A 15,370-nucleotide genomic window follows, 5' to 3' on the forward strand; every position below is an offset into this window, starting at 1 on the left:
GCAAAATGTTATGGAAACAGATCGTATAATCGTACGAACAGCGACAGCAGCAGACTTAAAATATGCGATGGAGATTTCAGCGGAAATGGCTTCATCAGCAAAAGCGCGAGGCACGGGAATAGGCACACGAACCCCGCAGTCGATCTGCAACAAGATCCTCGATGGTAATGCGGTCATCGCATTGACACAAACGGGAGAATGGGTTGGCTACATTTATCTGGAAGCCTATGCCGAGGAGGAATTTATTTCGCATTGCGGCCTTATCGTTTCGCCATCCTGGCGACGTAGGGGTGTCGCAACACTTATGAAAAGACAGATCTTCGAACTTTCGAAATTAAAATATCCTAAAGCAAAGATCTTTGGCATCACGACTTCGCTGGCTACCATGAAGATCAATTCAAAACTGGGTTTATTTCCGGTCAGCTTCTCGGAGATTACCCGCGATCCTTCCTTTTGGAACAAATGCCAAAACTGCATCAACTACCCGGATCTAGAGAAAAAGGAATTCAAGAACTGTTACTGCACAGCCATGCTTTTTGACCCCAGTGCATTACAAAATTTAGCTATAGAAAAACCCCGAAGGTCTTATAGTAGTCCGACCATCCATTGATCAGACCTGATTCTGATAGAGCGGATTTATAAAATCCCACATTTTTCAACTCACGTATACCATAAGAACCTCTTTCCTTTTACAGGCCAAAGGAAGAAGGTTCTTATATAAATGAGCCGGCATATAAGCCTAGGTAAGGGAAGACGTGGTTGATGAACAGGATGTTTCATCGTCTCAAAAATTTTCTTGGGCTGAGCAAACTAATCCATTGAAATATTATTAATTTCGAAGGGGCATGTAAGGATAAACAGCCATTTAGCTGGAAGGATAGATGCGCATGTAAAATCAGCTTTTAAAGTAGAAGAAAATAAAAATTCGATGAAAACTATTGACCAACATAGAACTCAATTTGATAACTTCGTTTGGATAGATATCTGTCAACCGGACAAAGAAAGCCTGAACAAAATTGCTGAAGAATATCAATTAGACTATTTTCAAATAAAGGATAGCCTGGAACCGGGGCATTTGCCCAAGTTTGAAAGTCAACCCAATTATAATTTTTTGATATTGAGGGCATTTACATCCACCATTGAAAAGGGGGCAACGACAATCAATGAATTGTCAAATAAAATAGCCTTTTTCTACAATGGACACAAGCTTATCACGATACACCGTAGCCAATTTGCTTTCTTAGACACCGTAAAGCAAAAATATGAAACCTCGGAAGAACTACTGGTCTATTTGATTTATAAAATGGTCGAAACTTACCAAATACCATTGGATACACTGGACGAAAAGATCATCGAAATAGAACAAACAATATTTCTTAAAGATTATGCAAGGGTGTCTTTAAAAGATCTATATTTCTTGAAAGCACAGACCCGGATTACAAAGAAACTTTTACAGATTTTTCAGAACGTAACCCACCAAATTGAGGTGGCGGAGAATAACAAGACTGCTTTGCAGGATATAAAAGACAAACTATTGAATCTGATACTCAGTTATGATGAAGTCATCGAAAATGCCAACAATTTATTGACCACCTACCATTCTGTCAATGCCCAAAAAAGCAATGATGTCATGAAATTGCTGACTATTTTTTCGGCATTCTTTTTACCATTGACGTTTTTAGCAGGAATTTATGGGATGAACTTTGAAAATATGCCCGAATTGAAGTGGCGCTTTGGCTATTTTATCACGCTCGGGGTAATGGCAATTATTTCGATAATCATCTATTTATGGTTCAAACGCAGACGGATTATCTAAATTTCCAATGCTATGCTACCCGTAGTACGATCAGAAAAATAACGCTTATATTTTACTAAAAGAAGGAAATACAACCAATAATTGTTAAAAGCAACAATAAGTAGTGTAAATACAACTAAGGGTAGCGCTGTTTATTCGCCGTGATACTGGCCTGCAAAATAACTTTGTAGTATCAAAAAAATATAAAGACATGATGCTAAATTCTAAATCAATCGGCAATAAAATAGCCGAAGCAAGAAAGAAAACAAATCTTTCACAGGCCGAACTTGCTCAGCAGGTTTCGATCAGTCCACAAGCGGTAGGTAAATGGGAGCGGGGTGAATCGATGCCAGATATCATGACATTGAACAGGCTAGCGGAGATACTTGCTGTAGACCTCAATTACTTTTCCGAAAGTTTTCATAGGAATCAGATTGACCATACGGATCAGGAATCCACCGACCGACAGGCCTATCCAACTGATTCGGTATCGAAATCTGAAAATCAGGTTGGCCGAAGCTGGGATATGTCGAAAGGCAACTGGGAAAATGCTGATTTCTCGGGTTTAAAGAATCTGAAAGAACAGTTCAGCTCTTCCAATATAAAAAATTGCAAGTTTATAAACGCAGATCTATCGGGGTTAATACTTGGCAAGAACAATATTGAATTATGTGACTTCTCATCTTCAGACCTGACAAACAGTAAAATACAGTCTTCTAATCTGTTAAAGAATCAGTTTAACCGTTGCTCCTTTATTGATGCTGATTTTTCGAGAAGCAATATCGGAAAGTGTAATTTCTCTGATGCAGATTTTACCGGTGCCAGATTTGATACTGGCTGTTTTGAGAGCAATGAAATGACCAATGCTGTATTGAAACACACTTCATTTAAAAATACGGGGATCAGTGATGTTATTTTTGAAGGTATGATCGAAGACTGTCATTTTGAGGGCTGTGGGTTTTATAAAGTCAAATTTCAGGGAGCTACCATCTTGAATACCTTTTTTAAATATAATAGCAAATTTAAAAAAGTAGAGTTCTCAGATTGCAAGGTTGACAGACTGACTTATGCTTTCCTGAAGAATAATGAAGCAAACTTAACGGGGATAACCCTTCTAGAGGAATCAGCGTACTGATCTGAAAAGATGCCCCCTAAAAGTGTTTAACTTTTTGGGGGCATTGTCATTTTGGACAACCCTGTTTATTTAAAAATAACAGAGATCCTTACAGCAGTGGTATCGTAGTTTCCGCTAAAACTGCTGTTGATGGTTAGGCCTTTCGCTCTAATTTATTTTCGGCAAATGGTACGATTACTAACGGATATTTCTCTGTTTCAATATTGCTCCTGTCCAGTCCAAAATTGATATAGTCTTTTACGGAGAAATAGCGCAAGTTGTAATATCCCTTCATAACAAAATTTTTCCAGAACGGCATTCGGTTATCATAGGAAAGAAAACTGTCCATAATCATAAATTTAAAATCCCCAATTTTGTTCTGTTGATAAGCCTGTTCCAGCGAATCTTCGACATCTACTTCATTCTTTTCGATCATATCATTGACGACCTGTTTAAAGTAATAGCCAATCCGGGGATCTTCACGGAATCCCAGATCAAATTGGATGTAATAGACATCGTTTCGGATAATAGTTTCAACTGAATATCGTTGTAAATAGGGCTCATCTAGAATATTGACATGTACAAACCAATAAATGTCAGCACGTTTTGGAAGACCGAATTTTAGGATCGAATCCATAATTGTTTTTTCGATCTTTTTTTCAGAATCTGAAGTCGTCAAATACACGAGATTGGTTGCATACTTTGGAAGTTTTTCGTCAGTACTCAATTTAGTAAGCAAGGGCAGGTGTTCCGATAGTTTGACAAAGGACTGAATATTGGATTTGATCTGCCGGCCCCTCCACCAGACGTACATCACGGCAAAGAGCGAAAAGCCCAATAGCAGGGTTATCCAGCCGCCTTCTTTAACTTTAAGCAGATTGGCAGATAAAAAGCTTAGTTCTATCGCCAAAAAGATGAAAGTGATCAATATATTAAAGATAAATGGTACACGTTTGATACGCAGATAGGCATTGATCAAAATTGTACTCATCAGCATTGTGAGGGTGACACTGAGACCAAATGCGGCTTCCATTCTTGTACTTTGCTTAAAATATAAAACCATCCCAACGCAGCCGCACATCAGAAACCAGTTGATTGCAGGAATATACAATTGGCCTTTTACATTACTTGGAAATAGTACTAGATGTTTGGGCCATATATTGAGCCTGATTGCTTCATTGATTAACGTAAAACAGCCACTGATCAAAGCTTGAGAGGCAATAATGGTCGCCAATGTTGCAATCCCTAATGCAAACCAAAATATAGATTTCGGAACAATATGATAAAAAGGACTGAGACTGCCCACTTCTTCGCCGACATGGTTTAGTAACCATGTTGTCTGTCCTGCGTAGCAAAGTATAAGCGCAATTTTTATAAATACCCAGGTCATGCGGATGTTGTTCCGCCCACAGTGTCCCATGTCGCTATACAGTGCTTCGGCACCAGTCGTACAAAGGAAAATACTGCCCAACAACCAAAATCCTTTGGTCTCGTTGACCAGCATTTGATAAGCATAATATGGATTTAGCGCTTTAAAGACATTCCAATTATCTCCAATTGATAGGATGCCTATTACGGCAATAAAGCCAAACCAAATAATCATCAAGGGGCCAAATATCTTCCCGATTTTATCAGTGCCGAACTGCTGAAAAACGAATAGTAAGATCAAGATCCCGACGATAATGGGAACGGTATTAAAACCGGGAACAACAGCCTGTACACCTTCGACGGCCGAAGCAACCGACATTGGCGGCGTAATAATACCGTCAGCCATCAAAAAGGCGCCTCCTGCCATGGCGATGAAAACGAGCCATTTACCGCTGTAACGTCGGACTAAAGCATAAAGAGAGAAAATACCACCTTCGCCTTTGTTGTCAGCCTGCAAGGTAATAAGGACATACTTGATCGTTGTCTGAAAAACAAGTGTCCAAAAGATACAACTTAAACTGCCAAGCGCTATCGCTTCTGTAATCACCCGATGATGAAAAACAGCATTTAGTGTATACAGTGGTGATGTACCGATATCACCGAAAACAATCCCTATTGCAATCAGTGAGCCGGCAAGAGTGATCCTTTTATGGAATTCTGCGGTGTTATGTCCAGACATAATTTAGTTTTTCCTGCAAATTAAGTTAAAATTTGCATTGAAATCTAAAGTCTATTCTTTTTTTATTAATAGCACAAATTAGACGAAATATATGGCATCTAATCACACTGCTTTATTATCCATATTAAGTGTAAAATAAAAGGTACTTCCGGCGCCGTATTCACTTTCCACCCAGATTCCACCGCCCTGTGCCTCGATGAATTCTTTACTGATACTCAGGCCTAAACCAGTACCTTCTTTTTTTGTTCCGGGAATACGAAAATACCGTTCAAAAATCTTTTTTAGATATTGGGGCTGTATTCCTTGTCCGGTATCCGAGACCGAAAACCTGACCTGATTATTCTCCCGTTCCGTTTTGATGGATATCTTCGAATTCTCATACGAATAACGTATGGCATTGGAAATTAAATTGGTCAGCACCCAAGCCGATTTTTCACTGTCGGTCACCGCGGTTGAGGCATCCTCGTCCATTTCAATTGCGATCTGTATGTTTTTATTGTCGGCCGCAGATTTATTTGCGTTGACAGCATACTCAATAATGGGTTTGATCTCCGATGGTAGCAGATTGATTTGTATAGAGCCACTTTCGACTTGTGTTATATTGAGCAGCTCTCCCGTTATTTTCAGTAGTCTATCGGTATCGTCTTTTATTCCGTTGATCAGGTCTTTTTGCTCGCCATTTAAAACCCCAACTTTTTCATTCTCCAACAGTTGTACGCCCATTTGAATGGATGAAATAGGCGTTTTAAACTCATGCGATACTGTTCCCATAAAATTTGTTTTCGCGAGGTCAAGCTCTTTAAAGGGAGTAATATTGCGCAATAGGATTACCTGGCCGATGAATTTGATATCTGTTTCGCCGGTGGGGACGATATTGATGTCGATTACTTCTTTCTCAAAATAACTTTCTTTGCCATCTGCATAGATCTTCAACTGTTCTGCTTTGTTGCTTTTTGGCGCTGGTAGAAAGATGTCTTTTATAATATCCCGGATCAGGTCATTGGTTACGGCGATATCTTGTACAGCTTTTCCAATGAAATCTTCTTTCCGTAGTCCTGATATATTCAAGGCTTCATCGTTGGCAAACAGGACCTTTTTATTTTCGTCGATCCCAATAACAGGATCATGCATATTGTCGATCAAGGTTTCGATCCGCTTTTTCCCTTTTAGGATCTTTTCTAATTTGCTGTCCGAATATTCTTCCAGCTTCTCAGCCATGGTATTAAATGATCGCGCCAGATCTCCAAATTCGTTGTGTCCACCGAAGTTGACGCGTTTTGAATAATTTTGGCCGGCAATTTCCTTGATACTTTCGGTTAACTCCCGTATAGGATTGGCAATATTGGACGGAAGATTGACCAATAATATGACCGCGATCAGAAAACATAATGCTCCTGTAAATGAAATGATGAGTATCGCTCTGCGGGCGGTTTCATCTGCAATGTTACTTTTTCTGCTGATAGCATCCATATTTAACCGCATTAATTCGGTAATGTCTTTTCGGATGGAAGAGCTTAGCTGTGCATCGTCGGGTTTATTTTTAAGCGAATTGAAGTGCTTTACAATTAGGTTTGTCCTCTCGATCTCGCCGATTTCAGTCACGTTTCCCATCTGTAGCGTCAAATTATTTTGAAATGTGTCAATTGCCGCCGCATCCTTGCTGATATCTTCCAACGCCAGAAGCATATTCCGGGAATAGAGCAAGGTGTTGTAATTTGCAACAAGTATATTATTCGTGTCTCTTTTGAGCTGATTAACATACCATCCGCTAATAACAGCTAAGGCTACGATCAATATAAATAGGAGCCCTACACCAAATGTTAATTTTGCTTTAATTTTCATTTTATGACAATATTACGAGATCAATATTTTCCTGAGACAATTTATTTAATAAAGCTTTGAATGTATCAGTTGCGAGAATGATCTTAATCAGATTGATATGTGGTTTACCGATACAGACCGTCGTGATCATACGTTCTTCACATTCTTTAATAATGGCTTTGGTAGCGTTCTTGGCCTTTACCTTAATAATTTCAGCCCCTAGTTCGGTAGCCAGTTTAAAGTTGTTGATGAGATGTCGCTGTTTATCCAACGCAATCCTGTCTACGCTCTCTTTGGGAACCTGTACATACATGACATACCACTTGCTATTATAGTAATTGGCCAGACGGGCAGTTTTCCTGATGACATTTTTGGCCGTTTGTTCGTTTGAACTGATGCAGGCCAGAAAACGTTCTTTTTTAACATTTCGATTGAGGACAACCTCCGTTTCGACCTTCCTTTGCACCTGCGAAGCGACTTCCTTTAATGCTAGTTCGCGCAACTGCAGAATATGTTCACTTTTGAAGAAATTGTTGAGAGCTGCGGTTATTTTTGAACTTTCATAAATCTTACCTTCCTTTAGCCTATTAATCAGCTCCTCTGCTGTTAAGTCGATATTGACAACTTCATCGGCCTGGGCAACCACACTGTCTGGAATACGCTCCTGTACATCAATACCTGTGATATCTCTGACTTCATCATTGAGGCTCTCAATATGTTGAATGTTTACAGCACTAATGACATTGATACCGGCATCAAGGATATCCATCACATCCTGCCATCTTTTTTCGTTTTTGCTGCCTTCTATATTTGTATGCGCCAGTTCATCAACAATAACCACTTCGGGTCTAAGATTGACAATAGCCTGTACATCCATTTCCTCAAGCTCCTTGCCTTTGTAAAATAAGGTTCTCCTTGGGATCATTGGAAGACCAGCCAGCAACGCATGGGTTTCGATACGCTGATGAGTTTCGATATAACCGATCCTGACATCGATACCACTCTGTAAAAGTGCATGTGCTTCCTGAAGCATACGGAAGGTCTTACCAACTCCGGCACTCATCCCGATATAGAGTTTGAATTTACCTCTTCGGGATTTCTGAATCAGATTTAAAAAATGTTCCGCACTTTTTCTTTCATCCATAACATGTGATAACTTTTATAAACTTACAAATTCCCCTTAAACAAATTGCCAAGGGGAATTATTAATCTATCCGCCCTGCTTAGACGAAAAAGCAGCTAAACAAAGCCTGATAGTTTCATGGTTGGAGTTTTTTATCTGCTCGCCAACTTATCCAGGGCGATGTTGAGCTTTAACACATTGATTTTTTGAGGACCGAAAATTCCCAACAAGGGTCTTTCAGCATTGTCCTCGATCAATTGATTTATTTTCTGTTCTTCGATACCTCGTATCGTTGCGATACGTTTGACCTGAACTTTGGCCGCTTGAATTGAGAAGTTCGGATCTAATCCACTTCCACTTGCCGTAATCAGATCGACAGGTATTTCGGATTTTTTGATGCCAGGGTTGTGTACTAAAAATGTATCGATACGCGCCTGTACTTGACTTAGGTATTCTTCATTTGAAGGCCCTTTGTTACTCGCTCCCGACCCGGCAGCATTGTAATTTACCGCAGAGGGTCTCGACCAAAAGTATTTGTCGGCTGTGAAGGCCTGACCAATATTTGAATAATACTTTTTACCATTGTGCTCAATGATTTTTCCCTTTCCCGCGTTGGAGGAAAACTGGGCCATCCCCCAGACAGCTAATGGATAGATCACTGTAAAGAACAGGATCATAATGATGGTCAACTTTATTGCGGGCAAAATGTGTTTTTTCATTTCATTTATATTTTATGAGGGTAAAATCAGAAAGAAACAAGTTCTGTGAGATTTTATCCCTCTTGATTTATTTTACGGATTAAAAGAAAATAGCGACGAACATATCAATCACCTTGATGCCCAAAAAAGGAACGGCAATCCCACCTAACCCAAATATGAGTAGGTTTCGGCGCAATAGGGCACTTGCTCCAATCGGTTTGTAGGCAACACCTTTAAGTGCCAATGGAATCAGCATCGGAATAATAATGGCATTGAAAATAACGGCTGACAGAATAGCGCTTTCTGGGCTATGCAATTTCATGATATTGAGCCCCTGTAGTGCTGGAATAGCGGTAATAAACAGGGCCGGAATAATCGCAAAATATTTAGCGACATCATTGGCAATACTAAAGGTTGTTAATGTCCCTCTGGTCATCAATAATTGTTTGCCAATTTCAACGACCTCGATCAATTTGGTCGGGTCATTGTCCAGATCAACCATATTTCCGGCTTCTTTTGCTGCCTGCGTACCCGAATTCATGGCTACCCCTACATCGGCCTGCGCCAAAGCTGGAGCATCATTTGTTCCGTCACCCATCATAGCCACTAAGCGGCCTTCGGATTGCTCTTTTTTGATGTAGTTCATTTTATCCTCTGGTTTGGCTTCGGCGATAAAATCATCCACACCAGCTTTATCGGCAATAAACTTCGCTGTCAAGGGGTTGTCTCCCGTTACCATCACTGTTTTGATCCCCATTTTACGAAGACGTTCAAACCTTTCGTGGATACCGGGTTTGATAATATCCTGTAGTTCGATTACGCCTAGCGCGATGTCATTTTCGGAAACCACTAGGGGTGTTCCTCCATTTTGGGAAATCGTCTTAACACTTTCTTCGACTTCTTCTGGGAATCTATTGCCAGCTCCTGTAACAAGATTTTTAATCGCATCAGTTGCACCTTTTCGGATACGTATGTTTTCATAGTCTATACCTGAACTTCGTGTCTCAGCTGTAAACTTGATGAATACGGGGTTCTTCACTTCATAGCTCAGCGGATTGATACCGGCAAGTTCTATAATAGATTTACCTTCGGGAGTTTCATCAGCCATCGAGCTCAATACAGCTGCTTTTATTAATTTTTTCTCATCAATACCATGTGCGGTGTGAAAATGAGTAGCCTTGCGGTTACCAATGGTTATTGTTCCTGTTTTGTCCAACAACAATACATCAATATCACCTGCTGTTTCCACGGCCTTACCACTTTTGGTAATGACATTTGCACGTAGGGCTCTGTCCATTCCGGCGATACCTATTGCGGAAAGCAATCCTCCAATAGTCGTTGGTATGAGACAGACAAATAGAGAAATGAATGACGCAATGGTGATGCCGACATTCGCATGATCAGCAAATGGTTTTAGTGTTACACAGACGATAATAAATACCAATGTAAAGCCTGCCAGTAAAATGGTAAGGGCAATTTCATTGGGTGTTTTTTGTCTTGAGGCACCTTCTACCAAGGCGATCATTTTATCGAGGAAGCTTTCACCCGGTTGTGTGGTTACCTGCACGACTATTTTATCGGAAAGCACCTTGGTTCCACCGGTTACAGAGCTTTTATCTCCACCTGCCTCCCGAATGACGGGGGCGGATTCACCGGTGATGGCACTTTCATCAATTGTTGCAAGTCCTTCCACGATTTCACCGTCTGAAGGGATAATATCGCCGGCTTCACAGATGAAAATATCGCCTTTTTTTAACTGAGCAGAAGAGATGGTCTGGCCGTTTTTAAGTTTGGCTGGAGTTTCTTCTCTTGTTTTGCGCAGGCTATCCGCCTGCGCTTTTCCCCTTGCTTCGGCAATGGCCTCCGCAAAGTTGGCAAACAACAGTGTGAGTAATAATATGATAAATACGGCAAAGTTGTAACCAAAACTTCCCTGTCCTTGTGCTCCTGCCAAGGTCCATAAACTGACGATCAGCATGACCACAGTTCCGATCCATACGGTAAACATAACCGGATTGCGGAACATTGTTTTCGGGTTTAGTTTCACAAAAGACTGTTTCAGTGCTTCCTGTACCATGTCTTTTTGAAACAGTGATGTATTTTTGTTCATTTCTAATTTCTTTAATCAATGTTTAATAAAGTGAGAAGTACTCCGCAATAGGGCCTAATGCCAATGCTGGGAAAAAGGATAGTGCAGCGACAATGGCTATAACGGCGAATACCATAAGCCCGAAAGTTGCTGTGTCTGTTTTCAATGTTCCATCTCCCTCAGGAATAAATTTCTTTTCAGCCAATAAACCAGCGATGGCAACCGGGCCTATAATCGGTAGGAAGCGGGACAAAATAAGTACGAAACCTGTACTGACGTTCCACCATATGCTGTTGTCTCCCAATCCTTCAAATCCGCTACCATTATTTGCTGCCGATGAGGTGTATTCATAAAGCATCTCACTAAAGCCGTGGAATCCAGGGTTGTTCAGCGTTGCTGCGGTGTATTGCGGTAGTGCGGCTGCTAAAGCTGTTCCTACCAGGATTAGAAAGGGATGCAGCAGTGCGATAATCATAGCGATTTTCATTTCTCTGGCTTCCACTTTTTTTCCTAAAAACTCGGGTGTCCGACCAACCATCAGTCCACTGATAAACACAGCGAGAATGATGAAAATAAAGAAGTTCAGTATCCCTACACCACAGCCGCCATAGAAGGCATTGATCATCATGGCAAGCAATTCATTCATACCCGATAGGGGCATGGTGCTATCGTGCATGGAATTAATCGAACCTGTCGAAATTACCGTGGTCACAATACTCCAAAAACCGGATGCGGGCGCTCCAAAGCGGACTTCTTTACCCTCCATTGCCCCGAGAGAATTATCAACTCCCATCGCCGCAAGCGCAGGATTACCTTTGGTCTCCATCATAATATTCGGAATGACAAGCAAAAGGAAGCCGATCGTCATGACACCAAAGATCATCCAGGAGAGCTTCCGCCGCTTGATGAAGATACCCAGCGCAAAAATCATGGCTATGGGGATAATCATCTGCGCGACCATCTCGACCATATTGGAGAGATATGAAGGATTTTCAAATGGGTGGACAGAGTTTGCACCATAAAATCCACCGCCATTTGTTCCGATATGTTTAATGGCTACAAAGGCAGCAGCAGGACCTCTCGACACTGCTACAGTATCACCTTGCAGCGTTGTAATGGTATCTTTTCCTTCAAAAGTCATTGGTGTGCCCTCAAAAGCAAGGATGATCGCAACAACCAATGAAAGCGGTAATAATATACGTGTACATGATTTTACAAAATAGTTGTAAAAATTTCCCAATGTACTTGCTGTGCGATCACGGAATGCCCTGAATACAAGTACTGCAGCTGCCATACCGATACCTGCACTTACAAATTGTAGGAACATAAGCCAGTATTGGCCCAGATAACTGAGCCCGGTCTCACCCGAATAGTGTTGGAGGTTACAGTTAACGACAAATGAAATGACAGTATTGAATGCGAGATCCGCCGACATACTCGGATTATTGTCCGGGTTCAGTGGCAGGCTGCCCTGTGTCATCAAGATGAGCATACCCAATAAAAACCAGATCATATTGATGCTGACCATCGCTACCATCTGTTGTTTCCAGTTCATTTCCGTCTGTGGATTGATCCTGCTGACTTTATAAAAGATCCGTTCTATGGGATTAAATATGGGGTCAAGCAGTGTTTTTTCGCCTCCATAGACTTTTGCAATGTATTTGCCTAACGGTATTGCAAGCAATACTGTTATGACAAACATTACGATTATTCCTAAAATTTCTGTATTCATTTCTGTTAATATTATTTAATTTCTCTACATACTATCTGATGAAATTCTGTTGTCCCTTATCTACATAAGATTTTAACCTTTTCTTGTCTTCTTTCATCAGCTATTGTGATTTAAAATTTCTCTGGTTTTAGCAGTACGTAGCAGATGTAAACGAATACACCAATAGCTACCACAAACAGTGCTGTCATATAAAAGATTTTTGAGTGATATAGCTGCTGCTTTGCAACAAATAAATTTGTTTAAGATTTTTAGGAATCTGCTGATACATATAGATCCATTCTTCGGATGTGCATCTTCTTTTCATTCCCCGAAAAGAGCGCACAAAGAGATTTTCAATGATGTTGCGTACCTGTTCATTTCCCATTCTATAAAGCCATCCCATATATTTTAATCGATTGCCGATTTTTTCGATCTGGCCATTAGAAAGTAGGTAATTGATATGGTTCACGATGGCCTGAAATATCCCGGCAAAATTCCTTCGGGATGACAGATCCTTGATTTCTTCTTTTATTTCTCCATAATGATCGGCAAGATATTGACTTGCGGATTGTTCATTTATTTTATTCATTCTTACTAGATTTTATCAAAAAAGTCAATTGACTTAATGAATAGACCAAAGCAGGCTACTCCCGCCAGCGTTAATATTAATGTTATCATTTTGTTATTGATTAGACTGTACTATAATGTTTTATTATTGCTCCGAAAATCAATACCACCAGTGTTGCAAAGAACAATAAGTGATAAGATTTTAGCCATTTAGGGAACGATAGTGGCTCTTGTTCCTGTTCCCATCTAACATCTGTCTTGCTCATTTTTATTTATTTTATATCCGATATGCCAAAATGTATTCCAATAGTTTTTAATTGGATGTAATTAGTTGTTTATTAATTTGTTGTGATTTATTTTCGGATGTGTTGAAAACAAATAACCTATCATTTTGATAAGGTGGATTATCAAAATGATAGGTTATTGTTTTTTACATAAAAAAGAGGATATGAATAGCTGCTGATTGATCTCCGCAGGCTTTTGGTGTTGGTAGGAATGTTCTTGGATTGGGCTTTAATGGAGGTAAATTTGCCCATTTCTAGGATATTTTATAATGGTCTATTTTTCGGTACAGGGTTGCTAAGCCTATTTCTAGAAGTCTCGCCGTTTCTGTTTTATTGCCTTGGGTGTAGTTTAATATTTTCAGGATATGTGTTTTTTCTACGCTGGCCATCGAAAATGTTGACATCATCGCTGTGTCTTTGTTGTCCTGTTGCAGGTTTATAGGCAAGGTATCTAAGCTGAGGATCCCATCGTCTGCTAATATCACGCTTCGTTCGATCACGTTTTTCAGCTCACGGATATTGCCTTTCCAGGCGTTTCTCTCTAATGCGCTGAGATATTCGTCTGTTAATTTCAATGATCGTCGATTGGACTTTACGGCAAACCAATTGACAAAGTGTTCTGCCAATAATCGAATGTCTTTAGGTCTTTCGCGCAAGGAGGGAAGTGGTATTGCAAAGACCGACAAGCGATAAAATAGGTCATTCCTAAAATTGCCGAGTTCAATTTCATTTTCTAAATTGCGATTTGTGGCTGCAATGATGCGGGCATCTACTTTGGTGGGTTTGTTATCGCCCACACGCAGGAATTCACCTGTTTCTAGTACACGTAATATTTTGGCCTGTAGCTCTATTTCCATTTCACCGATTTCATCCAAGAAGATTGTTCCTTTGTGCGCTTCTTCAAAGAGTCCTTTTTGATCTTTGGTTGCGCCTGTAAAAGCGCCGGCTTTATGTCCGAATAGTTCGTTTTCAAGGAGCTCTTTGCTGAATGCTGAGCAATTGATTGCTACAAAACTGTGATTTGCACGTAAGCTGGCCAGATGTATTGCCTGAGCAAAAACCTCTTTTCCGGTCCCGGTTTCTCCGGTCAGTAGTACAGTGGTCTCGGAACTAGCGACTCTTTTAGCGAGATCAATTGCCTTAATGATGGATTTAGACCGTCCGATGATCTTATCAAAAGAATGTTTTTCACCGAGCTGCTTTTCGAGTTTTTGAACTTTTTTATTCAGCACGGCCTTTTCACCGGCTTTGTACAATAGTGGAATTATCCTGTCGTTGTCGTTCCCTTTGGTGATATAGTCAAAGGCACCGTTTTTGATGGCATCGACACTGTCCGGGATATTCCCAAAAGCAGTCAAAAGAATAATTTCGACAGCAGGATATTTGCTTTTGATAATCTTGGCTGTCTCTACGCCATTCCCATCGGGAAGTTTGACGTCAGATACAATGACATCTATCTCTTCCAGTTCCAATTGTTTTAAGCCTGATTTAATACTGGAAGCCTGAAAGACCTCAAAACCTTCGAAGCTAATAATTTTTGAGAGCAAGTTCCTCAACTTGTCTTCATCGTCAATGATAAGTACTTTCACGTGATATAATTTCCTGTTGATAAGGCCTGGCAGACGCTACATGTCGGATTTCGCGATCATGTGGCAGCTTAGCTTTCAGTTAGCCTGTGTATTTGCGAATTTTGAGCTTCAATAGCTTGCTTGAACGCTGAGCGTGTTATAAAATTACCTAATCGGGCTGTCTTATTATATTGAGCTTGCTCGAACTGTGATGAATATAGTTATCCATTCTTTTTGCACCGAAATGTTTTAAAACTGAGCCAAAAGCGACTACTATAATAATAGCACATAGGAGGAGGTGATAGGATTTAAGCCACTTAGGAAATGATGGTGGTTCCACTTCCTGTTTCCATTTTACATTCAATCTGTTCATTTCTGATTTATATTAGTTTTATTTTAAATCAAAATTTACTCCAGGAAAGGGTGTTTGTTGGTAATTTTCTGTTTTTTAGCTTGTTGTGTTTTGTGTGGTGCCATCATTGGTTGAATAGAT

At 40.3% G+C, this 15,370-nt stretch carries 13 protein-coding genes; 3 read left to right on the forward strand and 10 right to left on the reverse strand.

Features of this window, described 5'->3' with window-relative positions:
* Positions 1-10: 10 nt before the first annotated feature.
* From LC454_RS00730 to LC454_RS00740, 3 genes are all read left to right on the forward strand, one after another.
* Complete coding sequence (locus tag LC454_RS00730; RefSeq protein ID WP_223578095.1) at positions 11-610, forward strand: GNAT family N-acetyltransferase; 600 nt, start codon at positions 11-13, stop codon at positions 608-610.
* A gap of 318 nt (positions 611-928) precedes the next feature.
* The gene (locus tag LC454_RS00735; RefSeq protein ID WP_223578097.1) at positions 929-1,816 is read left to right on the forward strand and encodes a CorA family divalent cation transporter; all 888 of its coding nucleotides are present in this window, start codon (positions 929-931) and stop codon (positions 1,814-1,816) included.
* 190 nt (positions 1,817-2,006) lie between these two features.
* Positions 2,007-2,930, forward strand: a complete 924-nt coding sequence (locus LC454_RS00740) for a pentapeptide repeat-containing protein (protein ID WP_223578099.1) — start codon at positions 2,007-2,009, stop codon at positions 2,928-2,930.
* A gap of 133 nt (positions 2,931-3,063) precedes the next feature.
* Here the strand turns inward: LC454_RS00740 and LC454_RS00745 are convergent, their stop codons facing one another.
* From LC454_RS00745 to LC454_RS00790, 10 genes are all read right to left on the reverse strand, one after another.
* A complete protein-coding gene (locus LC454_RS00745; protein ID WP_223578101.1) occupies positions 3,064-5,016 on the reverse strand; it encodes a KUP/HAK/KT family potassium transporter in 1,953 nt (650 codons plus the stop codon).
* 102 nt (positions 5,017-5,118) lie between these two features.
* Positions 5,119-6,858, reverse strand: coding sequence for a sensor histidine kinase (locus tag LC454_RS00750; protein WP_223578103.1), 1,740 nt, complete (start codon positions 6,856-6,858; stop codon positions 5,119-5,121).
* 1 nt (position 6,859) lies between these two features.
* Positions 6,860-7,981 carry a sensor protein KdpD gene (locus LC454_RS00755; protein WP_223578105.1) on the reverse strand — a complete coding sequence of 374 codons (1,122 nt, stop codon included), beginning with the start codon at positions 7,979-7,981 and terminating at the stop codon, positions 6,860-6,862.
* Between the two features lie 131 nt (positions 7,982-8,112).
* Entirely contained in the window at positions 8,113-8,679 is a 567-nt protein-coding gene (locus tag LC454_RS00760) for a K(+)-transporting ATPase subunit C (RefSeq protein ID WP_223578113.1), read from the reverse strand.
* A gap of 79 nt (positions 8,680-8,758) precedes the next feature.
* Complete coding sequence (gene kdpB / locus LC454_RS00765; RefSeq protein WP_223578122.1) at positions 8,759-10,768, reverse strand: potassium-transporting ATPase subunit KdpB; 2,010 nt, start codon at positions 10,766-10,768, stop codon at positions 8,759-8,761.
* A 22-nt stretch (positions 10,769-10,790) separates the two neighbouring features.
* A complete protein-coding gene (gene kdpA / locus LC454_RS00770) occupies positions 10,791-12,479 on the reverse strand; it encodes a potassium-transporting ATPase subunit KdpA (RefSeq protein ID WP_223578124.1) in 1,689 nt (562 codons plus the stop codon).
* A 110-nt stretch (positions 12,480-12,589) separates the two neighbouring features.
* Positions 12,590-12,667, reverse strand: a complete 78-nt coding sequence (kdpF, locus tag LC454_RS26585; RefSeq protein ID WP_120259290.1) for a K(+)-transporting ATPase subunit F — start codon at positions 12,665-12,667, stop codon at positions 12,590-12,592.
* Entirely contained in the window at positions 12,664-13,047 is a 384-nt protein-coding gene (locus LC454_RS00780) for a hypothetical protein (protein WP_223578126.1), read from the reverse strand. Before LC454_RS00780 ends, kdpF begins: the two co-directional genes overlap by 4 nt.
* 100 nt (positions 13,048-13,147) lie before the next feature.
* Positions 13,148-13,291 (reverse strand): hypothetical protein, encoded by a 144-nt coding sequence (locus LC454_RS00785; protein WP_223578128.1) that lies wholly within the window; start codon positions 13,289-13,291, stop codon positions 13,148-13,150.
* Between the two features lie 272 nt (positions 13,292-13,563).
* Positions 13,564-14,898, reverse strand: coding sequence for a sigma-54-dependent transcriptional regulator (locus LC454_RS00790; protein WP_223578130.1), 1,335 nt, complete (start codon positions 14,896-14,898; stop codon positions 13,564-13,566).
* Between the last annotated feature and the right edge of the window lie 472 nt (positions 14,899-15,370).

This window comes from Sphingobacterium sp. GVS05A (genome assembly GCF_019969845.1).
Lineage (GTDB): Bacteria > Bacteroidota > Bacteroidia > Sphingobacteriales > Sphingobacteriaceae > Sphingobacterium.